Source organism: Butyricicoccus sp. AM27-36 (assembly GCF_003480945.1).
Taxonomy (GTDB): domain Bacteria; phylum Bacillota; class Clostridia; order Oscillospirales; family Butyricicoccaceae; genus Agathobaculum; species Agathobaculum butyriciproducens.
This window is the reverse complement of the sequence record NZ_QUJR01000001.1, coordinates 332212-353868: the sequence shown is the minus strand read 5'-3', so window position 1 is coordinate 353868 and position 21657 is coordinate 332212. Positions and strand designations below refer to the sequence as shown.

Here is a 21657-nt window from a genome sequence, read left to right as displayed (position 1 = left end):
AATGAATGTGATGATTTACGTTCATTTTCAATTCTCCATTCTTCCGAAAAAAGAACAGCGTCCCGCTCTATCCAAGCGGAACGCTGTAATTTCATTGCATTTTTATCAAATCTGCGAAGTGAACACCTTATAGCCATCATCGGTGAGGGTGTCGATGAGGCGCTTGGCGTGGTCAACGCCGCCAACCTCACAGACGACATGGATAATCGCCTCGCCGATCTCGAGGTCCGTCTGTACACGGTCATGCTGGAACAGGATGATATTGGCATTCTGCTGTGCAACGATGTGCGAGAAATGCTCGAGTGCGCCCGGTGCATCCGGCATGAGCACAGAGAACTTCAGCTGACGGCAGCGGGTAATCAAGCCCTTTTCCACAATCTTGTGGATAAAGGATACGTCGATATTGCCGCCGGACAGCACGCAGACGACCTTCTTGCCGCGTACATCCACCTTGTTGTTGAGCACAGCCGCGAGCGGAGCCGCACCGGAGGTCTCAACGACCTGCTTGCAGCGCTCGAGCAGCAGCAGAACAGCAGAAGCGATCTCGTCATCGGAAACCGTGACAACGCGGTCCACATACTTCTTGATATACTCAAATGTCTTTTCGCCCGGGGTCTTTACGGCAATACCGTCAGCGATGGTGTGCACGGTATCGGACGGAATGCGCTCACCGGTGCGGAACGAATTTGCGATTGCCGGTGCGCCCTCAGCCTGTACGCCGATGATCTGGATGCGCGGGTTGATCTGCTTTGCGCAGGCAGCCACGCCGGAGATCAGTCCGCCGCCGCCGGCCGGAACGAAGATCATGTCAACGCCCGGCAGGTCGCGCAGGATTTCCAGCGCGATGGTGCCCTGACCCGCCATAACATCCTCATCGTCAAACGGGTGGATGAACTCTGCGCCGGTCTCCTCGCAGATCTCGCATGCCTTGGCATAGGCTTCATCGTAAATGTTGCCCGCCAGAACAACCTCGGCACCGTAGCCCTGGGTTGCGGAAACCTTGGCGATCGGCGCGGAACGCGGCATAACGATGGTGGATTTTACACCGGCAGCGGTTGCCGCAAAGGCAACGCCCTGTGCATGGTTGCCCGCAGAGGACGCAACAACAGCGTGCAGGTCGCCCTCAGCGAAGCGCTTCATAATCTTATTGTAAGCACCGCGCACCTTAAAGGAGCCGGTCTTCTGCTGGTTTTCGTACTTCAGATAAACCTCTGCGCCGGTCATGGCGGAGAAGGTGCAGGACGTAGACAGCGGAATGTTGTGGATGACGTTTTTCAGTCGGTCCGCAGCTGCCTCGAAATCTTTTAATTCTAACATTGAGCATCTTCCTCGTTTTTGCAAGATAGGTTTATAATATCACTTTCCATTTTTGATTGCAAGATATTCGGGCACATTACCTTACATTATTATATCATTCTGTTCAATATGTACAAAGAATCCGCATTTCCCGCGGTGTGTGTGCATTGCGAGAAAATGGTCGCATCGTGCAATCATTTCGAACCGGTATACCTTCATCGTAATATTGAAACGGAGAAACAAGGTAAACCAATATCCGCTCCTGCCTCCACGCACTCTTCACTCTTTTTATTGCCTTTATCGTCAGGATTTGCTATACTAATATAAGATTATTGTGGGAGGAACTGCAATGGACGAGCAAACCCGTGGATTCCGCAGTGCCATCTTCGGCGGCTTTAACCGCGAGGACGTAATGCATTACATAGAAGAAACCGACACGAAATACTACACCGAAACCGCCGAGCTGCGCACTCAGCTGACCGAGGCTCAGTCCGCGATGAACGAGCTGCGCACGCAGAACGAGGCGCTTACCGCGAAGAACGCCGAGCTGCTCGAGCGGCTGGGCGAAATGACGCTGGATACCGATAAAATCCGCGCACAGCTGGACCAGATCGAAAGCGGTTTTTCCCTGCAGGCGACCGAGATCGAGGCGCAGAACGCCCGTGCGGCGCAGCTTGCGGCGGAAAACGACCGGCTGACCTCGGAGAACGCCAAGCTGTCAGCCAAATGCGGTGAATACGATGCGACCAGAGAGAAGATCGCCGAGATGGAGCTTTCCGCGTACCGGCGCGCCAAGCAGATCGAGGAGGACGCCAAGGTGGAGCTGCAGAAGCTGCGCCGCAAGTCGATGGAGACCATCGAGCAGGTGCGCCGCCAGCTGGATGCCACCAAGGAGAACTACCGCACCGTGCTGGCACGCAATCAGCAGGAATCCGCCGAGATGGCCCGCAAGGCCGGTGAAGTGCTCGGCGAAATTGACAAGATCAGCGCGTCGCTCGGCAAAAAGGACGGCGAGGCGCCCCATCCCGAGCCGGACAAGACAAAAAACGGACTGCGTGAGGTTCTGAACAATCTGCGCCCGAAAACGGAGGAATAAGCATGGCACACTACGATTTGAAAACCGAACAGCTCAAGGAAATGGCGCCGAAGCTGCGTGCGGGCGACACCGTAACGCTGACCGGCACGGTCTACACCGCGCGCGACGCCGCACACAAGAAGATCGTTGCCGCGATGGACGCAGGCGACAAGCTGCCGTTCGACCTCGACGGCGCGGCGATCTACTACGCCGGACCGACCCCTGCAAAGCCTGGTCAGGTCATCGGCTCGGTCGGCCCGACCACCTCCGGCCGTATGGACCCGTTCGCACCGCGTCTGCTCGATGCAGGTCTCGCCTGCATGATCGGCAAGGGCGTGCGGGGTCAGGGCGTGCAGGACGCAATGGCGCGCAACGGCGCGGTTTATATGGTAGCCATCGGCGGCGCAGGCGCGGCGAAGGCGGCATCCATTAAGAATGTCGAGGTCATCGCATATGACGAGCTGGGCTGTGAGTCGGTCAAGCGTCTCACCGTGGAGAATTTCTCCGCCATCGTGTCGCAGGATTCGGTCGGCGGCAACCTCTACACCGAGGGCGTTGCAAAGTATAAGAAGGATTAAGCCAAAAGGCGGACGGTTGTCCGCCTTTTTCTTTTTGCATTTGATGTGGTTTTGCCTTCTCCGTAGGGCAAGAGAAGCCACTCTGGAGTGTCCCGCCCTACGGTACAGGTCTAATCCTATATTATTTCGGTCTATATCGAACCAGAATATAGTCTTCCCCAAGGGTTTCAATGCACCCCCACGGAATAACGCAGTCATTTTTGGAGAACAGTCCGACAATGCCGCTTTGCGCGGGCACAACGAGTGCGGTAATCTGTCCGCAAACCGGATCGAACAGCAGATCGCTCACCTCGCCCATCCGTGCTCCGTCGCACAGATTGATCACCTCACGGCAGTGCAGCTCAGAAAATCGCATGGTATTCTGCATTTAATCCTCTCCTAACGCGCGGTGCAGGAAGCTTTCCGTGCTCTGCCCTGCCGGACGGTTGAACCGCCCCAGTTCAAACAGGCAGTCCGGGTTTCGTGTAACGGTATTGATGCGCTCCTCGCACCCGAGCGTACACCGGAAGCCCATGCTTTTGAGCAGCGTTTCGCTCTCTTTGGAGCACGCACCGAACGGATAGGTGTAGCAGGTCGGCGCGGGCAGTCCGGCGTCCGTGATGAGCGTCTGCGTCTGCTCGGTGTCCTCGCGGAGCAGGGTCTCATAGCGCATTTCGTCCTCGCCTCTCCGGCGCAGACAGCCGCGGCGTTCGCCGTACTCGTGCAGGTTCCACGAGTGATTCTGCACCTCAAACACATCCTGCATTTCGCGCAGGCGGTCAAGCCGCAAATGCGACCAGTAGGCGTTTTCCTCTCCGTTGTCGGTGAAAAGCGCGGTCTGGCTGCCGATGATGGACACAACCGCCTTCATTCCGCGCTGCTTGAGCAGCGGGTAGGCATAAATGTAGTTGTTGTAGTAGCCGTCATCGAAGGTGATCATCACCGGCTTCTCCGGCAGGTCTGCACCGTCCTGCACATACGCCAGCAGATCGCTTACCGTTATGGCGGTATACCCCTTCTCCTGCAAGGCGTCCAGATCGGCCGCCAAAACCGCCGGCGAGATGACGTACTTGCCCTGCCGTGCGCTGTCCTTGAGAATGCTGTGGTACATTAGAATCGGCACGCGCACGCTGTCCTCCCCGAATACCGGCTGCACCGTGTCGGCACGCTGAAGCAGTCCAAGCGCAAAGCATAAAACCAAAACCGTGCATACCGCCTGAAACGCGGTGTGACGAAAACCCAATCGCAAAGAAATCCCCTCCTGCCACAATTTTATGCAGCGAAAAAAGATTTCAGCACCGTTGTAAACCGTTTGCATCATTTTAATAATTCGGCATACATTGAACCCATACCGTAGGGCGGGGCACTCCAGAGTGGCCACTCTTGCTCTTCGGGCAATTCACCTTCTGCCCTCATCCCGCCGAATATAACGATTGGCATACGCATAACCGCAGGGGCGAACATTGTTCGCCCGCAGCACGACCGAAGCCTGTGCAAGGAACGGCCACGCATCCGGTTAACCATAACGCGGGAGCACACTGTGCTCCCCTACGAGGTAGATGTTACCTATGAATTTACATACGGTGCGCCGAGGTCTGCGGCACCCTGCGGTATACATTCAATGCAATACCAAACCCGCAGAATCCTCGTAAACCGTATCGTTCATTCTGCATTCTCCATTTTCCATCCTCAATTTTCAACTTTCCTCTTGACATCCCTCCCCCATTGGTGTAAACTATCATAGCATGAATTCACACATCCCGTGATGAAAGCGGTCGGTGATGGGACGCTCGTTCTGTTGCCGCTGTCAGATGATCAGGGATGGAGGAAAAACCAAGGAGGAAAAACAAAATGGCAGTAATTTCTATGAAGCAGCTGCTGGAGGCCGGCGTACACTTCGGCCATCAGACCCGTCGTTGGAACCCGAAAATGGCTACCTACATCTTCACCGAGCGCAATGGTATCTACATCATTGACCTCCAGAAGACTGTAAAGAAGCTCGAGGAAGCATACTTCTTCGTACGCGATATGGCAGCTTCCGGCAAGTCCATCCTGTTTGTCGGCACCAAGAAGCAGGCACAGGACGCAATCAAGGAAGAGGCTGAGCGCTGCGGTCAGTTCTACGTTAACGCACGTTGGCTGGGCGGCATGCTGACCAACTTCAAGACCATGCGTACCCGTATCGCTCGTCTGAACCAGCTGCAGAAGATGCAGGCTGACGGCACCTTCGATCTGCTCCCGAAGAAGGAAGTTATCAAGCTCCAGCTCGAGATCGCTAAGCTCGAGAAGTACCTCGGCGGCGTTAAGGAAATGAAGGAGCTTCCGGGCGCTCTGTTCGTAGTTGACTCCCGCAAGGAGAAGAACGCGATCGCAGAAGCACGCAAGCTGGGCATTCCGATCGTTGCAATCGTTGATACCAACTGCGATCCGGACGAGATCGACTACGTTATCCCGGGCAACGACGACGCTATCCGCGCTATCAAGCTGATCTCCCAGACCATGGCTAACGCTGTTCTGGAAGGCAAGCAGGGCGAGCAGCTCGAGGTTGAGGCTAAGGCTGACGCAAAGGCTGAGTAATTCATAACTCAATATAACATTCAGTGAGTTGTTCGTAGGGCGCGACGACCCGGCGCGCCGGTGTTCGTTGTGCCCTATGTTTTTTTCATCGTAAAATCATAAATTGGAGGAATAATAAAATGGCTTTTACCGCTGCTGACGTAAAGAAGCTCCGCGAAATGACCAGCGTAGGCATGATGGACTGCAAGAAGGCACTGACCGAGGCCGACGGCGACTTCGACAAGGCTATCGAGCTGCTCCGTGAGAAGGGCCTGGCTAAGGCTGCCAAGAAGGCAGACCGCATCGCTGCTGAGGGTCTGGTCAAGGCTACCGTATGTGATGAGTGCGGCGTAGGCGCAATCATCGAGGTAAACTCCGAGACCGACTTCGTTGCTAAGAACGCTGACTTCCAGCAGTTCGTTTCCGACGTTGCTAACGTTGTTATCAAGGACGCTCCGGCTGACGTTGAGGCTCTCAAGGCTTGCAAGATGGGCGAAGGCACCGTTCAGGACGCTCTGCAGGAGAAGGTTCTGACCATCGGCGAGAACCTGCAGATCCGTCGTTTCGAGCGTTTCGACGACTCCACCGTTAACGTTGCTTACAACCACATGGGCGGCGTAATCGGCGTTCTGGTTGGTCTGGAAGTTTCCGAGGGTCTGAAGGACAACGCTACCGTTAAGGAGCTGGGCAAGGACATCGGCATGCAGGCTGCTGCTATGAACCCGTCCTTCCTGGACAAGTCCGATGTTGACGAGGCTACCCTCGCAAAGGAGAAGGAGATCCTCCTGATCCAGGCTCTCGAGGAGAACAAGACCGCTGCTAAGCCGAAGCCGGAGCAGATCATCCACAAGATGGTAGACGGCCGTATCGGCAAGTACTACGAGGAGAACTGCCTCCTGCAGCAGGCTTTCGTTAAGGAGAACAAGGTTTCCGTTGAGGCTCACATCAAGGCTGTTGCCAAGGAGCTGGGCGGCGAGATCAAGCTCGTAAAGTGCGTTCGTTTCGAGAAGGGCGAGGGCATCGAGAAGAAGGTTGACGACTTCGCAGCAGAAGTTGCTTCCATGGCTAAGTAATCTCGTTACCAAAACGATAGATCAAGGACTTCCGGTTTTACCGGAGGTCCTTTTTATTTGCAGAAAGCAATTTAGAAAATCTCTTTTCGTCAGTCAGGGTCAGGTCAGTCAGAATCATTCTCCATTCTCAATTTTGTTTCTGCTCTGCTGTTCTCTGCTATGCTCTGCTCTACTCTCCTCTCCTCTTCTGTTCTGTCCTCTGCTCTTCTCTGCTCTGTGGATTTTCCGGACGAGAAATGCCGTTTTCCGGACGAGAAATCGCGTTTTCCGGGCGAGAAAAAACGACGGGCATGGGAATAAACCCTGTTGCTGCGGAATGGCAGGGCTGTGGCGCGGTTTTTCGTTCTCATCCATACCGCGGATTGTGCGGAAAATTGACCACGAATGGTCAACTCCGGGAATATTTTTCGGTGTGCATAAGCTATTCCGTAGGGTGTGCCACGGTGAATTGCGGCAAATCCGCAAGAGAAGGTGCCCTGAGGTACGACCTCGGCACACCATTTGTAAATTCATCTGCACCGGCTGAACCGTAGGGGCGAACATTGTTCGCCCACATCCCGTATGATTTTGCGCTGCCCTGGCGCATACTGTGCGCCCCTACGAGGTAACATCGCAAACGACAATAAATCGTTCCAAATAGCCTGTGCAGGTTGATTTCGCTATCGAACGAGCGCTCTTTCCTTCGAATTAGGCGCGTGCCTGTTTTGCATTCCTTCGTATATGGCGCGTGCCTAACTTGAGCGTCTGGTGCAGTCCCCTAACCGCACTGCCACACGCGTGCCGACCCGTCCGGTGGTGGATTCGCTTCCGTTGCGACGGAAGCCACGGTGGTTGAAACAGCCCACCGGGCTGTTTCTAAGAGCCACCTTTCGAATCCGCCACCTGCCTTTCACCAAAGCAAAAAAGACATTCCTTTTGGAATGTCTTTTCGCTTTGGTGGAAGGTGGTGGATTCGAACCACCGAAGTCATAGACGACAGATTTACAGTCTGTTCCCTTTGGCCACTCGGGAAACCTTCCATATTCGATTACCAGCTTGATTGGAGCTGGTGGACGGACTTGAACCCCCGACCTGCTGATTACAAATCAGCTGCTCTACCAACTGAGCTACACCAGCGTTTCATCAAGTCGTCTTGTCTCAGCGACTTATTTAGTATACCTCACACCGGTGTATTTGTCAATAGGTTTGTCCGAAATTATTGCATTTTATTTTTCCGGTCGATCGAATCCGACACCTGCTGCAGAACGGTCAGCAGCGCGCTCGACAAATCCGGATAACGCCGTGCAATCTCGCTCGGGGCGAGCGGCATCCGCCGGATATTCTCCTGCGTCAGACCGCAGCCTTCCTCGCCGTTGGCCGCCAGACGGATTTTCAGCTCATGCTCCTTCATGCGGGCATCGCACAGGTACTCGAAGCGATCCTGCGGCGCGCGGAACACCGCATCCACCCCGGCCGGGTCGGCCATGTAGAGATAGCGGTACACCTTGTAGATTGCAACCGCGAAATACGACTCGATCTCGTGTGAAAGCTGCTTGCTCTCGAGCGATTCGGCAACCTGCAGCAGCAGGGCTGCCGCCTGCACGATCTGGCTGTGCTCCGTCTCGGTGGCCGTTCCCTCCATGCGCTCGGCAGGCACAGCAGAGCCGTCACGCGCCATCGAACGGCCGAGCAGGTAGTCACAGGACACACCGTAATAATCCGCCGCACGCACGACAAAAGACAGACCGGGTTCGCGCAGTCCGTTCTCATAGTGGCTGAGAAGCGCCTGCGAAACGCCGAGGTCGCCCGCTGCCGCTCTTTGACTTATTTTCTTTTCCCGTCGCAGAAGCGCAAGCGTGCGCGAAAAATCACTCATTCCAACATTCTCCGTCTGCGTTGCGCCGCAGAAAGCACAACTATAAAATATATATTTATATTATACTCGCTGTATTACCGTTTGTAAAGTACAGAAAACAGTCATTTTCGACGCATTTCGACAGGCTCACTTTGTATTTTCGGCACTTTTCCCTGCATTTTGTTGTCCTGTTTCCGATTGGTAACTACATATTGGGGATTGTGTAATCCGACGGCTGTTAGAAAAATTCGTCAGGCTTCGCCGGGCGGTTGCGCTTGACGCAGGAGCGGGTGCATTTTATAATAAAATAGAGTAGTATCGCAGATTTCACCTGTTATCCTGCACCGGCTGACCGGGGCACGCGAACTGCGTTAGCGTGTTCGCCCCTGACGGGCGGCAGTTTTTTCAGCACCGGCTGACCGGGGCACGCGAACTGCGTCAGCGTGTTCGCCCCTAACGGGCGGGGAGTTTTTCGCTGAACCTCAGCGAGGGGATTCGCCGTCTGCGGACGGCGGGAACGTCGCGGCGCCCGCCGCGGGGGCAAAAAGGCAGGGACACCTACGGTTTCCCTTCCTCTTTGAACTCCTACCTTTCCCTTGTTTGTTAACCTGAAGCAAATCAGAGACCGGCGACCGCTTCGAAAATGGGGTACGGCAGAGGTTTTTTCCTCTGCTACGGACGGACTACCTTCGGTGTCCGTCCTCATGAGCAGCCTGTTCGCAGTATCGGCTACCGTACTGCTACACAGGCGGTTTAGTCAACGCAGGCGCAACATACCCGTGTTGCGCAACTCTTTAACACGTTATACCGCACAGCACCTGCGAATTAAGCGTTTGGTGCAAGTTATCCTGCGTAGGCCCTGTCTATCATAACGCGCTCACGAATTGCGCGACACGGGTATGCCGCGCCTGCGGAGAGTAGCCGGTCTGTGTAGCAGCAATCTATCTGACGCTGCGAATACGTTACGAAAGACACGGTAGAAAAAATCCTCTGCCGTTCCCCTGCTTCGCAGCGGTCACATGTCAGCAATCTGCGCCAGACCCTCAAGGGAAAGGGGAGATTCACAAGAGGGTGGAAACCGCAGGTGTCTCCCCTCTTGTGCGCCTGCCGCGCAGGCAAGAACCATTCGCCTCGAAGGCGAAAAACCATCGTTTATCAAAAGATTATAGAATATATAAAGGAGTCCTAACCTTGACCATCGAAGAAATCCTCAAGCTGCGGCAGGAAGCCGGCGGCTTAAACAAACTGATGCACATGCACGTTGTGACGCTCGACAAGGACGGCGGCGCAACCGTAGAGCTTGACCTGACCCCCGAGCTGCTCAATCCGCTCGGCATGGCGCACGGCGGCACGATCTTCACGCTGTGCGACATTGCGGCAGGCTCTGCGGCGGCGTCTCAGGGCACGGTGGCCGTCACGCTCGACAGCACCATCCACTACTACCGTCCGGGCCGCTGCGGCAAAAAGCTGACCGCTGTGGCGTACGAGCGCAAGCGCGGCCGCAAGGTGTCGGTCTACATGGTCGAGGTGCACGACGACGAGGGCAAGCATATTGCCGACGCGACCTTCACCATGTTCTACACCGGCGCTACGCTGGATGACATGAAATATTGAGCGGGGTAAGCAAGGCCATCGTGCAGCCGCTGCTGGACTGGTATGACGCCGGTCACCGCGACCTGCCGTGGCGGTCTGAGCCTACTCCCTACCGCGTCTGGGTGAGCGAGATCATGCTGCAGCAGACGCGCGTGGAGGCCGTGCGCGGCTACTTTTCCCGCTGGATGAACGCGCTGCCCGATATTCCCGCTCTCGCGGCGGCGGACGAGGCCGTTTACACCAAGCTCTGGGAGGGGCTCGGCTACTACAGCCGCGTGCGCAACCTGCACCGTGCAGCGGTCCTGCTGTGCGAGGAATACGGCGGCGAACTGCCTGCCGATTACGACAGGCTGCTTTCCCTGCCCGGTGTCGGCGAGTACACGGCAGGCGCGGTGGCGTCTATCGCGTTCGGACTGCCCGTTCCGGCGGTGGACGGCAATGTTCTGCGTGTGGCGGCGCGGCTGGATAACGATTTCACGCCGATCACGGACGCAAAATTCAAAAAGCAGACGCGCGAACGGTTCGCCGCACTCATGCCGTCCGACCGTTCCGGCGATCTCAACCAGTCGCTGATGGAACTCGGTGCAACGGTCTGTCTGCCGAACGGCGCACCGCGCTGTGACGACTGCCCGATTCAGCATCTCTGCGAGGGCTTTCACCGCGGAAACGCGGCTGTGCTGCCGCTCCGAGCCGCAAAAAAGGCGCGGAGAGTGGAAAACCGCACCGTGCTTGTTGTACGCTGCGGTCAGCTTGTCGGTCTGCGGCAGAGACCCAAAAAGGGTCTGCTCGCCGGTCTGTGGGAGCTGCCGTCGCTCGATGGCCATCTCTCGCCGGACGAGCTGCGCGCGGCGCTCACCGAAATGGACTGGAGCGTGCGAAAGCTGCTCTCTCTGCGGCCTGCCAAGCATATTTTCACCCATGTGGAGTGGCACATGAACGGCGTGTATGTCGAACTGGACGCACCTGCACCCGCTCTCACCTTTGTCACACCTGCCGAGCTGCGCGACGCTTATGCGCTGCCGAGCGCGTTCCGCAGCTTTGTTTCCGTACTGGAGGACTGATCCATGCAACTGCAAACTATCATTCATACCATTCCGCCGCTGTACGACAGCGAGTCGCGCGTGCTGCTGCTCGGCTCGATTCCAAGCCCGAAGTCCCGCGAGGTCGGGTTCTTTTACGGTCACCCGCAGAACCGGTTCTGGCGCGTGCTGGCGGCTGTGCTTGGCGAGGAGGTGCCGGTCTCCATCGAGGACAAGCGCGCGATGTGCCTGCGGCATCATGTGGCGCTGTGGGACACCATCGCCAAATGCGATATTGCGGGCGCATCCGACACGTCTATCCGCAACGCCGAGCCGAACGACATCGGCAAACTGCTCCGCGAGAGCAAAATTACGCGCATTTTTGCCACCGGCGGCAAGTCGGCGCAGCTGTACCGCAAACTCATCGAGCCGAAAACCGGCGTGCCCATCACGCAGCTGCCCTCCACCAGTCCGGCGAACGCCGCATGGTCGCTCGAACGGCTGATCGAGGCGTACCGCGTTATTCTTTGATTCGAGGTGTATTTTTTACGAGTAAAGAGTTATTTCCCAATGCTGCACTCAAAAAGCTGATTTTGCCGCTCGTTATCGAGCAGGTGCTCGCTATCACGGTCGGTCTGGCCGACACGATGATGGTCTCCTCGGTCGGTGAAGCGGCGGTTTCCGGCGTATCGCTGGTCGATATGCTCAACGTACTCATCATCAACATCTTTTCTGCGCTTGCGACCGGCGGCGCGGTCGTGGTCGCGCAGCTGCTCGGCGCGAGAAAGAACGACCGTGCATGCGACGCCTCCAAGCAGCTGTACTTAGTCGTCACGGTCATTGCGCTGATCATCTCGGCGCTCGTCATGCTGTTCCGCGCACCGCTGCTGCGGCTGCTGTTCGGCACGATCGAGGATGACGTCATGCAGAGTGCGCTCACCTACCTGACGGTCAGCGTGTTCTCCTACCCTGTTCTCGCGATTTACAACGCCGGTGCGGCGCTGTTCCGCGCACAGGGCAACTCGCGTATCTCCATGCTGATTGCGGGGCTGATCAACATCGTCAACCTCATCGGCAACTCGCTGTTCATTTTCGTGTTCAAGTGGGGCGTCGGAGGCGCAGCGCTTTCGTCCGTGCTGTCGCGCGGCACGGCGGCTGTCGCTATCACGATTCTGCTGCTGAACCCCGAGCGCACGGTCTCTCTGCGGCGCGGACAGCGGTTTCGACCGGATAAAGAGCTGATCCGCCGCATTCTGCAGATCGGTGTGCCGAACGGTCTGGAAAACAGCCTGTTTCAGCTTGGCCGCGTGCTCGTCGTGAGCATGATCTCGCTGTTCGGCACGACCCAGATTACCGCGAATGCGCTTGCGAATAATCTGGATGCCGTAGCCGTCATTCCGGGTCAGGCGATGAGTCTGGCGATGATTACGGTTATCGGGCAGTGCATCGGCTCGGGCGACGAGCCGCAGACGCGCCGCATGGCGAAAAAGCTGATGGTCATCACCTACGCCGTTACCGCGAGCACCTGCCTTGTCACGATCGCGTGCACGCCGCTCATTCTCAAGATTTACAGCGTGTCCGCAGAAGCGCTTGCGCTCGGCATGACGCTGATTATGATTCACAACGGCTGCGCGATCTTCCTGTGGCCGACCTCGTTCGCCATGCCGAATATCCTGCGTGCGGCGAACGACGTGCGGTATCCGATGGTGTGCTCGATTATCTCCATGCTGGGACTGCGGCTTGTCGCGGGATATATTCTCGCGGTGCACTTCGGCATGGGCGCAATCGGCATCTGGATTGCCATGATCGGTGACTGGCTGTGCCGGTCGATCTGCTTCTTCCTGCGGCTCAAAAGCGGGAAATGGCTGAGGTATGCGCCGGGATTACGGGTAGCCGCCGGACAAAAATAATGCACCGCCTTCTGTGCAAAATCCCTTTACAAGCCGTAAATATCTGTTACTATATAGATATCAGATGTAAAACTCCCCGAGGCGAAACTTACCGTTATAACTGAGGAGGAAAATACTATGACACCTAAACAGAGATGGTATTGCTTCTGGTTGATAATCGCGGTGTCTGTCCTTTTAACGGCGGACCTTGTATGGTTTGCAATTCATAACCCGCAGGCGTCGTGGAACACCTTGTTCAGCAATCTTTGGGATAGCCTTGTAAGCTTTGTCAGCGGATAACGGAATAACAGTGCCCCGGCTCTGTCGCTTGACAAAACCGGGGCACTGCGTTATAATTGTATCAACAACGATGGCTCTCTGGCAAGAGCGGTCGTTCCTAAAAAACTTGGTTAATTGAGGAAACGCCGCTCCTTTTCAGGGGCGGTTATCTTCTATGTTTCAGACATAGACTGATGATAGCAACGATCAGAAGACCGAACTGGAACAGATCGGAATAAGTGACCATGTCATCACCTCCCTTATGTTGGGAGGAACAACCTGTTTCACATCGTTGTTGACATTCTGAGTATAGCATATATTGCAATACCTTGTCAATCAACCGCCTTTTGCGGCGGTTTTTGTTTTATCTGCATACAAAAAGGCGAACCTTACGGTTCGCCTTTTGTCTTACGGTTTTTCGGTAATCAGGAGAAAATCCACTCCTGCTCCTGCTCCTCGCCGCAGTACTTCTGCAGCGTCTCGCGAACAGCGTGCGGGCCGCGGTTCATCTCGCCAAACATGCGGACAACGGTCTCGCCTACGCCGATCTCAAACAGGTTGACACCGAAGTAGTAGCGGTTTGCCAGCAGCGGATACAGCTGAGCCTCGCTTACGTCGTCACCCAGCTTCGGGTTGCCCATCAGTGCGCGGACATGCTCGATATTCGCGTCGGGGCTGAGGGTGAACTCGCTGCCGTTATCGTCCACGCCTTCCAGATAGCGCAGCCAGCCGGCCAGTACCAGCGGAATGTAAATCAGCTTGGTGGCACGGTGTGCGGGCAGCATGGAGTTATAGTAAGCGTACAGCGTAGTGCCGAAGCGCGGCGCAATCTTACGCGAGGTATCGGTTGCGGTACGCTGCGGGGAATCCTGCAGGAACGGGTTCGGATAACGTTCGCCGAGAACCTCGTGCAGGAATGCCTCCGGGTCGATAACGCCCGGGTCGGCTACCATCGGCATTGCCTCCTGCTCGCTCAGGCGCGTGATGAGGTTGACCAGCTCGGTGTCCTTCATCTCGTCGCTGATGCGGGTGTAGCCGAGCATGCAGCCAAATACGCCGAGGGCGGTATCCATCGGGTTCATGCAGGTGCTTACCTTCATCATCGCAGACTTCTCAACGATGTCGCGGCGGGTGATGATAACGCCGCACTGCTCGAGAGCCGGATGACCGTTCGGGAATGCGTTCTCGATGAGCAGGTAGTGCGGGCTTTCGGAGTTGACGTAAACAGCCGCGTGCGTGCCCTTTTCGGTTACGAACGGCTTTGCGTTCTCCAGACCGTCAGCCGCCAGCTTGTCTGCGATGCGGTTATCCGGATGCGGGGTAATCTTATCAATCATGGACAGCGGGAAGGTATTCTTCTTGAGCAGGAAGTAATACTCATCCTCGGTGATGAAGCCGCCACGCTGCCATGCGCGTGCCATGTGACGGACAGCACGCTCCAGACGGGTGCCGTTATCCGAGCAGTTATCCAGCGAAACGAGTGCCAGCGGAGACAGACCGGCGCGGCAGCGCTCGAGGCACAGTGCGGTCAGCTTGCCGAAGAAGGACTGGCAGCCTTCCGGACCGTTCTCGCGGTCGTGCTTGTAGTCCGGCAGGAACTCACGGGTGTCGTCCTGGATGATATAGCCCTTCTCGGTCAGCGTAAAGCTGATCATCTGCAGGCTCGGCGCCAGGAAAATGTCCTTCAGGCGCAGCATATCCTCGCTCAGCTTGAGGCTTTCGGTAACGGACGCAACCACTTCCTTGTTGATCGTGCCGTTGGAATACAAGGTGACAACCAGCGACAGATGATCGCAGGCGCGGTAGCAGCGGTCGATCAGCTCCTCATCGTAGCCGTCGCAGCAGATAATGCCGGTGTCGGACAGACCGGCGGTCAGCAGGCGCTGCGCCAGTACAGCCGGGAAGGCGCGGAACAGGTTGCCGGCGCCGAAATGCAGCCAAGTCGGTGCCTTGTGGGTGTTTTCGCGCACAGCGTCAATGTCGTACTGCGGCAGACGATAACCCTTCCATGCCACGTTATGTTTAATACTCTCTTTTGTAAGTTTCATAAAGAGGTCACTCCCTTTCAGCGAACGGACTGTACCGTTCTTCTCCAATCATATATAGTATAACAAAAAATCAGCCGTTTGCATAGGGAAAAACAGAATTATTCACAAAAAGCTGAAAGCATGCTGCCAATGTTTTCAAATAAAACAAAAACCGCCCAAAAAGGCGGCTGATTGACTTTATTCGGTGTTATATGCTATAATCCGTACGGACGTTGTTACATATTAGTGGTCAGGCCCGCTTTCCCCTGCGGATTTCGTATGGAGGGAGGTGGTGCTGATGTGGAAAAAGGCGTTTCAGCTTTTTGTATGTGCAGTGATTCTGCTGCTCATTTTATCCACAAAAGCGTGCTGACCACTCGGCGGCAACCAAGTGGTCAGCTAACTTTGTTTAGTTGAGAACTTGCGGGCCTGACTGCTGTGACAGCGTCCCTTGGCTTTATTATAGCATATCCCCCGGTTTTGTCAAGCGACAGAGCCGGGGGACTGTTATCAGGTGGAGACAGGTTTCTCTCCGCTCTTAATCAAGAGTTTTCCGCAGCGGTCTTTCCATTCGGCAGCGCGCCATAGATACGGTTGACCAGCTTCATGCCGAAGTAGACCAGCACGATCTCGATCGGCAGCAGAATAAGGTTTTTCGGTACGCGCGTAACGAGCAGCACGCTCATCGCCTTGCCGCCGGTGACGGTCAGCCACAGGGTGTTCAGGCAGATATTGCAGAACAGGTTGATGCAGGTCTTTGCGCCAATGGCACGCCATACGGTGATCTTGCGCGGATACAGCCACAGCCCCCAGATCAGACCGCCGACAACGGCCGTCAGCGTATAGCCCGGGAAATACGCACCCATGGACAGGTTGCCCGCAAAGTAGCCGAGCACGTCGGTGCACACGCCGGCCATCATGCCGACGACCGGGCCGAACAGCATGCCGATCGACGCATTGCACAGGAAGCCGAAGCCGATACGCAGGTTCGGCGGCAGCTTGATCGACAGACCGAGCAGATCCAGCGTGACGTTGATCGCAATGAGCAGCGCCGTGACCGCCAGACAGCGGGTGGACCTCAGCTCACGCAGCGAGCGGACAAAGATATTCGGAGTTTTAGACATAGAAAAAGACACCTCCTAATCAAATTCATCTGTTGCCACAGCGATTTAGGAAAGTGCCTAAACAGTTGCAGCAGCGGGATGCGACCACAATACCGCAAGGAAAAGGCTCCCTTTCGTCCGCCGAACAACTCCCCGTTTCAGCGGCACTTAACGCATTGTGCTCTACTCTGCTTTTTCTGTTATAATTGTACCACGGTTTGGGCGAGTGTCAATACAGAAAATCCGTGGTCTGTCGGCCTGGTTTTGGTGCATTCTGCGGAATCGGGTGAAATGGCAGACAATCTGTTAGACAAGGGTATTGGACAGCCTCCTCCCTGCTCCGACGAGCTTTCCGCAAAGTACAGAAAAAGAGCTTCAAACGTAAGTTTGAAGCTCTTTAACTTGGTGCGGATGGGGGGGCTTGAACCCCCACGTCCTTGCGAACACTAGCACCTGAAGCTAGCGCGTCTGCCATTCCGCCACATCCGCATATTTTGTTGTTGAAAGAAGGTGGTGCGAGTGACGGGACTTGAACCCGTACGTCGATCGACACACGCCCCTCAAACGTGCCTGTCTACCAGTTCCAGCACACTCGCATTGATCTCTCGCGGTGAACCGCTTGTCTCTCAGCGACAAGATATATTATAGCAGGGGTATCCCCCTTTGTCAACAAAAATTGCGAAAAAATTTGAGAAATTTTCAAACACCGTGAATTGTCGGTAAAATCGGTGAAATATCGAACTTTTTCGCGGCTTTTGCGGTGATTTACATGATAGAAAATTTGCCGCGCGGAGAAAAAATTTTGTTGATTGAGGAATTTTTTCAGGTGAGTTTGAATCCCGCCTGCCCTGCCGGCAGAGAAGGTGGGATTCCTTTTCTGCGGCAAGCAACCATTAAATATTTTAGAGGTTGTCGGCCTACGGGCACCCACGGCGGTTGAAACATGCCACTGGCATGTTTCTAAGAGCCGCCTTTCGAATCCCACCTTCGGTAAAAAATAAAGACCATCCGGATGGATGGTCTTTATTTTGGCGGAGAAGGTGGGATTCGAACCCACGTGGCGTGTTACCGCCAACTCGATTTCGAGTCGAGCTCGTTATGACCACTTCGATACTTCTCCGTATCGCGCCTGTCTTACAGGCGCTTATTTATTCTATCATGCAATGACGGAAAATACAAGTGCTTTTTCCGAAATCGTGATAATTTTTATTTCACAAGGAAGGCATCCGGCAGATAACGGCCTTCCTCATTCTGGGAAAGCGTAGTCGGACTGGTGATCTCGCGGCCGCGGTAGACCATAACGGAGGACGAACCGCCGTCCAGCATGGATGCCTGATACGCGCCATACTGCTCCATGATCTCGCCGCAGCGCTCGATCGAAATGCCGAACGAGTGCATCTGACGGCCGTCAATGACCATCATGATAACCGTGCCGTCCTTCGCCTGACCGATGGCCGTGCGCGGCTGCTGCTCGTTCAGGCCGGTGCCTGCGACCAGATTCTCGCCGTTGATGATGAGCGCCGGGTGGAACTCCACCGCGTCGCGCAGGCTGGAGGTATCGTTAAACGCACCGACCTGCAGATGATCCTCGTTGTCAAAGCCGATGATCTTCCAGCCGTCGCCTACTGCGTCCTGATACTTCTCTCCCCGGCTTTTCAGGAAGCCGTACACGGTGCCGCCTGTGCCGTTGCCGTCAAAATCGGCAAAGCCGGAGGCGTTGATACCCAGAATGGCGTCATAATCTCTCACCATATCGGATACGAACGAGCCGTAATCGCCAAGGCCCTCGCTCGTGCCGACAAAGATATTCTCGGGCTTTTTGCAGAGCGCGATCTTGCCCGCGTACTCCATGCCAAGCGTGTCCTCGCCGGTCTGCTCGACGATCAGGATGCCGTGCGCGGCGTTGATCGCCAACACCGTGTCGCCCTGCCTGGTCTTGAGGCCGGTGTCGTAATGCGTCTGGCTCGGCTCACCGATCAGATCGATGTTGATCTGGTCATAGCCGTTTTCCAGATACTCCGGATTATCCGCCAGAAAGCTCTCAAATCCGCTCTCGTTCAGCTCACTGAACATGGCATAGAATTTGTCCTTCGGCGTTTCGGCGGTGTCCTTCTCCTCCCATGCGCCGTCCCAGTTGCTGACGATGCCCTCCTGCTTCTGGTTCATCAGGTAGCGCTTGGTCATCACCTCGTTGATGATATCCTCCGGGATAAACCAGGTGGCCAGCCACTGGTGCGTCATGGTGCCCATTGCGGTTTCGATGTACCACTCACGCCAGCGAGTGACGAACGCGTTCGGTGTGTACAGCAGAAACGGATACACAACCGTGATGCCGATCAGAAAAAAGCAGGTCAGTCCCAGTGCGAAGCGGTGTTTTGCGCCGTTCATTCGTGTTGCTCCTTCTCTCTCAATCCGGGAACCGCGGGATACGGTTCAGGTTTGTCTCTATCGCTGAAGTTGCTTTCATAGCCAGAGTGCGCCGGATGAACGAGATTTTTTGTCAGCAGACAAGGCGTTTTTCCGCAGGAATCCTGACGGATTGCAAGGGAAAACAACGCAGTATGCTGGCAAAAAAGCCGTTCAGGCGGTGTGCAATGGTTATGACAGCAACTTCTTAACCCTTGCGGTTGCTGTTCGGGGTACGACGGCGTCTATGACGATGGTTCGTCGTCTTGCTCTGTGCCGTCTTGTTCTGCTGCTGTGCAGGCTTCTGCGCAGACTTGCTGCCGTGTCCTCTGCCCTTCTTCTCCTGCTGCGGAGCGGCCTTGCCGTCCGCTTTCGCGGCACGAGCGGCCAGTGCGGCCTCGACCTTCCTGCGGATGCGCGCGGCAGCCTCATCGCTGAGCGCATACGCGCGGCTCGGTGTGTGGGCATCTACGCGCGGCTCGTTCTTCTCGAAGCGGGCGTACGGGTCGTTCCGGCGGCCTCTGCGGCTCGAATCATTTCTGTCGTTTCGGTCGTTTCTGCCCTTGCGGGAGCGCGGCGCGGCTGCCTTCGCCTGCTGCTCGGTCTGCTTCTCGGCGGCCTTCTCGCGGCGGGACGGACGCTTGGCATTCGCTCTCGCCTGACGCGCCTTCTTCTTGGCTTCCTTTTCGCGGGCCACATCTGCGGCGACCTCCTCGGCGGTGGCGTTCTCGGAGACCGGCTTGCGGCGGGAGCGCTTGTTGGCGGTCTTGCGCTGACCGGACTCGCGCTTCTCCTCCTCCTTTTCCTCGTGCGGAATCTCACCGACAACCGGAATGCGCTTGCCGATCAGCTTTTCGATATCCTTGAGGTACGGACGCTCGGAGCGGTCGCAGAAGGAAATCGCGGTGCCCTCCTGACCGGCACGGCCGGTGCGGCCGATGCGGTGTACATAGGTTTCCGGAATGTTCGGCAGGTCAAAATTGATAACGAGCGGCAGGTCGTTGATGTCGATGCCGCGCGCGGCAATGTCGGTCGCAACCAGAACCGCGATCTTGCACTCCTTAAAGTCCGCGAGCGCACGCTGACGCTGATTCTGCGACTTGTCGCCGTGGATGGACTTGGTCTTGATGCCCGCACGGTTGAGGTCGCGCGCGACCCTGTCTGCGCCGTGCTTGGTGCGGGTGAACACCAGAACCTGGTGTACATTGCTTTGACGGATGATATCCGGCAGAAGTTCCCGCTTTTCCTGCTTTTCTACAAAATAAAGCTGCTGCTCGATCTTGTCCGCCGGTTTTGCGCTCGGCGTTACCGAGATATGCTCCGGCTCATGCAGCATTTTCTCTGCCAGATCAGCGATCTCCGCCGGAATGGTAGCCGAGAACAGCAGAGTCTGGCGCTTTTTCGGCAGGAACTTCACGATGCGCTTGACATCCGGGAAGAAGCCCATATCGAGCATGCGGTCGGCCTCGTCGAGCACGAAAAACTCTACCTTGTCCAGTTTTACGATCTTCTGGCCCATCAAATCCCACAGACGGCCCGGCGTGGCAATGAGAATGTCCACACCGCGTTCGATCGCCTCTACCTGCGGCACCTGCGATACGCCGCCGAAGATGACCGCCGCACTGCACGGCACGTAGCGCGCGTACTGGCACACGTTTTCGTAAATCTGCAGCGCAAGCTCGCGCGTCGGCGTGAGGATGAGCGCACGGATGGTGCCCTTTCTGCCCTCGCTCTTTGCCAGACGCTGGATGATCGGCACTGCGAACGCACAGGTCTTGCCCGTGCCGGTCTGGGCGCAACCCATCAGGTCGCGGCCCTCGAGCACCGGCGGTATCGCCTGCTGCTGAATGGGCGTCGGCTCGGAATAGCCGGCCTCCTTCAGTGCCTTGAGGATGTTTTTCTCCAACTTGAGTTCGTTAAATTTCATGGTAAATATTCGATTCCTTTTGCTATCTTTGGTATGCAGTCCGGCAAATCCCGCTTGCCTGCGGACTGGGTTCTATGCTATACTTATTGTAATTGTCTCTGAGACAATACGAATGTTATCAACCCACAGATCAACTATGAGGTGACCTATTTGTTAGAAATTATTCATCACGTTCTGCCGGAAGCATTTTTCGATGTGCTCAAGACCGTACCGCTGCTGCTGGTCGTGTACGCACTGCTGTACTACATTGAAAACCGGCTGACCAATACGCCGGAGCTGCTCTCGCGTGCGGCGCAGTTCGGTCCTGTGGTCGGCGCGCTCGCCGGCTCCATCCCCCAGTGCGGATTTTCCGCGGCAGCGTCCGCGCTGTTCTCGGCAGGCTTTCTTGCACCGGCAACGCTGGTTGCCGTGTTCCTTGCCACCTCGGATGAGGCGGTGCCCATCATGCTGGCAGGCGGCGCAAGCGTACAGCAGGTCGTGCTGCTGCTCGTGGTCAAGTTTGCGATCGCGGTGCTCGGCGGCTATATTCTGCGCTGCACCGTGTTCCGTAAGCACAAAGCCGGAACCGACGGTCCGCTTGAGATCGAGATGGGCGACTGCGGCTGTGAGACCTCGCCGGTGGCGAACATCCTGTCCCACACCATCAAGACCACCATCTTCCTGTTTGTCGTGCTGTTCGCGCTCAACATGGTCGTGCACGGCATCGGTGAGGAGCGTGTCGCTTCCCTCATGCTGACCAACAGCATCTTCCAGCCGCTGCTGTGCGCAGTGCTCGGTCTGATTCCGAGCTGTGCGATGAGCGTGCTGCTCAGCGAGCTGTTTGTCGGCGGCACGATCAGCTTCGGCGCTCTGGTTGCCGGTCTTTCCACCGGCGCAGGCTTCGGCTACATCGTTCTGCTCGAAGAGAAGGAAGGCCGTCATCGTGCCCTGCCGGTCATCGCGGCAACGTTTGCCACCGCCGTGATCGGCGGTACGCTAGTGCAGCTGCTTATCGGCTGAGAATGAAAAAATCTAAGGCAATGC

Annotated in this window: 18 protein-coding genes, 5 tRNA genes and 1 riboswitch; of the genes, 9 read left to right on the top strand and 14 right to left on the bottom strand. The window is 56.2% G+C overall.

Annotation, left to right across the window (positions count from 1 at the left end; genetic code table 11):
* Positions 1-105: 105 nt before the first annotated feature.
* Positions 106-1317 (bottom strand): threonine ammonia-lyase, encoded by a 1212-nt coding sequence (gene ilvA, locus DW724_RS01665; protein ID WP_118360459.1) that lies wholly within the window; start codon positions 1315-1317, stop codon positions 106-108.
* A gap of 328 nt (positions 1318-1645) precedes the next feature.
* Between ilvA and DW724_RS01660 the strand changes: the two genes are divergently transcribed.
* Positions 1646-2392, top strand: coding sequence for a hypothetical protein (locus tag DW724_RS01660; RefSeq protein WP_118760439.1), 747 nt, complete (start codon positions 1646-1648; stop codon positions 2390-2392).
* Between the two features lie 2 nt (positions 2393-2394).
* A complete protein-coding gene (locus DW724_RS01655) occupies positions 2395-2949 on the top strand; it encodes a FumA C-terminus/TtdB family hydratase beta subunit (protein WP_116704940.1) in 555 nt (184 codons plus the stop codon).
* Positions 2950-3070: 121 nt separating this feature from the next.
* Here DW724_RS01655 and DW724_RS01650 read toward each other — a convergent pair whose 3' ends face one another.
* Together DW724_RS01650 and DW724_RS01645 are read right to left on the bottom strand one after the other, a co-directional pair.
* Positions 3071-3316 (bottom strand): YlmC/YmxH family sporulation protein, encoded by a 246-nt coding sequence (locus DW724_RS01650; RefSeq protein ID WP_110436514.1) that lies wholly within the window; start codon positions 3314-3316, stop codon positions 3071-3073.
* Positions 3317-4177: a polysaccharide deacetylase family protein gene (locus tag DW724_RS01645; protein WP_158580181.1), complete on the bottom strand. Its 861-nt coding sequence runs from the start codon at positions 4175-4177 to the stop codon at positions 3317-3319.
* Positions 4178-4779: 602 nt separating this feature from the next.
* Here DW724_RS01645 and rpsB point away from each other — a divergent pair.
* Together rpsB and tsf are read left to right on the top strand one after the other, a co-directional pair.
* The gene (gene rpsB / locus DW724_RS01640; RefSeq protein WP_110436512.1) at positions 4780-5505 is read left to right on the top strand and encodes a 30S ribosomal protein S2; all 726 of its coding nucleotides are present in this window, start codon (positions 4780-4782) and stop codon (positions 5503-5505) included.
* 119 nt (positions 5506-5624) lie between these two features.
* Positions 5625-6557 (top strand): translation elongation factor Ts, encoded by a 933-nt coding sequence (gene tsf, locus DW724_RS01635; RefSeq protein ID WP_118760437.1) that lies wholly within the window; start codon positions 5625-5627, stop codon positions 6555-6557.
* A 934-nt stretch (positions 6558-7491) separates the two neighbouring features.
* Here tsf and DW724_RS01630 read toward each other — a convergent pair.
* The 3 genes from DW724_RS01630 to DW724_RS01620 all read right to left on the bottom strand — a co-directional run bounded on the left by DW724_RS01630 (position 7492) and on the right by DW724_RS01620 (position 8412).
* Positions 7492-7576: transfer RNA gene (locus DW724_RS01630), tRNA-Tyr, on the bottom strand.
* 21 nt (positions 7577-7597) lie between these two features.
* A tRNA-Thr gene (locus DW724_RS01625) sits at positions 7598-7673 on the bottom strand.
* 79 nt (positions 7674-7752) lie between these two features.
* Positions 7753-8412: a helix-turn-helix domain-containing protein gene (locus DW724_RS01620; protein WP_110436510.1), complete on the bottom strand. Its 660-nt coding sequence runs from the start codon at positions 8410-8412 to the stop codon at positions 7753-7755.
* Positions 8413-9582: 1170 nt separating this feature from the next.
* On the opposite strand from DW724_RS01620, the gene DW724_RS01615 reads away from it, so the two are divergent.
* The 4 genes from DW724_RS01615 to DW724_RS01600 are packed head-to-tail and all read left to right on the top strand — an operon-like array spanning position 9583 to position 12913.
* Positions 9583-10005 carry a PaaI family thioesterase gene (locus tag DW724_RS01615; protein ID WP_110436509.1) on the top strand — a complete coding sequence of 141 codons (423 nt, stop codon included), beginning with the start codon at positions 9583-9585 and terminating at the stop codon, positions 10003-10005.
* Positions 10002-11045: an A/G-specific adenine glycosylase gene (locus DW724_RS01610; RefSeq protein WP_202183496.1), complete on the top strand. Its 1044-nt coding sequence runs from the start codon at positions 10002-10004 to the stop codon at positions 11043-11045. The genes DW724_RS01615 and DW724_RS01610 overlap by 4 nt, the downstream gene beginning before the upstream one ends.
* Before the next feature lie 3 nt (positions 11046-11048).
* The gene (locus tag DW724_RS01605) at positions 11049-11534 is read left to right on the top strand and encodes a DNA-deoxyinosine glycosylase (RefSeq protein WP_118760436.1); all 486 of its coding nucleotides are present in this window, start codon (positions 11049-11051) and stop codon (positions 11532-11534) included.
* Positions 11531-12913: an MATE family efflux transporter gene (locus DW724_RS01600; protein WP_243105669.1), complete on the top strand. Its 1383-nt coding sequence runs from the start codon at positions 11531-11533 to the stop codon at positions 12911-12913. Before DW724_RS01605 ends, DW724_RS01600 begins: the two co-directional genes overlap by 4 nt.
* Before the next feature lie 424 nt (positions 12914-13337).
* Here the strand turns inward: DW724_RS01600 and DW724_RS16345 are convergent, their stop codons facing one another.
* The 8 genes from DW724_RS16345 to DW724_RS01565 all read right to left on the bottom strand — a co-directional run bounded on the left by DW724_RS16345 (position 13338) and on the right by DW724_RS01565 (position 20634).
* Positions 13338-13418 (bottom strand): putative holin-like toxin, encoded by an 81-nt coding sequence (locus DW724_RS16345; RefSeq protein ID WP_407926634.1) that lies wholly within the window; start codon positions 13416-13418, stop codon positions 13338-13340.
* Positions 13419-13596: 178 nt separating this feature from the next.
* Positions 13597-15219 carry a mannitol dehydrogenase family protein gene (locus tag DW724_RS01595; protein WP_118285339.1) on the bottom strand — a complete coding sequence of 541 codons (1623 nt, stop codon included), beginning with the start codon at positions 15217-15219 and terminating at the stop codon, positions 13597-13599.
* Between the two features lie 521 nt (positions 15220-15740).
* Positions 15741-16322, bottom strand: coding sequence for a folate family ECF transporter S component (locus tag DW724_RS01590; protein ID WP_118285340.1), 582 nt, complete (start codon positions 16320-16322; stop codon positions 15741-15743).
* A gap of 69 nt (positions 16323-16391) precedes the next feature.
* A riboswitch (THF riboswitch) is annotated at positions 16392-16494 on the bottom strand.
* Between the two features lie 210 nt (positions 16495-16704).
* Positions 16705-16790, bottom strand: a tRNA-Leu gene (locus tag DW724_RS01585).
* 22 nt (positions 16791-16812) lie between these two features.
* Positions 16813-16897 (bottom strand) — tRNA-Leu (locus tag DW724_RS01580).
* Positions 16898-17330: 433 nt separating this feature from the next.
* Positions 17331-17421, bottom strand: a tRNA-Ser gene (locus tag DW724_RS01575).
* Positions 17422-17507: 86 nt separating this feature from the next.
* Positions 17508-18689 carry a phosphodiester glycosidase family protein gene (locus DW724_RS01570; RefSeq protein ID WP_118760434.1) on the bottom strand — a complete coding sequence of 394 codons (1182 nt, stop codon included), beginning with the start codon at positions 18687-18689 and terminating at the stop codon, positions 17508-17510.
* Positions 18690-18915: 226 nt separating this feature from the next.
* On the bottom strand, positions 18916-20634 hold the full coding sequence (locus DW724_RS01565) for a DEAD/DEAH box helicase (protein WP_118760433.1): 1719 nt from the start codon (positions 20632-20634) through the stop codon (positions 18916-18918).
* Between the two features lie 150 nt (positions 20635-20784).
* On the opposite strand from DW724_RS01565, the gene DW724_RS01560 reads away from it, so the two are divergent.
* Positions 20785-21633 carry a putative manganese transporter gene (locus DW724_RS01560; RefSeq protein ID WP_118760432.1) on the top strand — a complete coding sequence of 283 codons (849 nt, stop codon included), beginning with the start codon at positions 20785-20787 and terminating at the stop codon, positions 21631-21633.
* Positions 21634-21657: the final 24 nt, after the last annotated feature.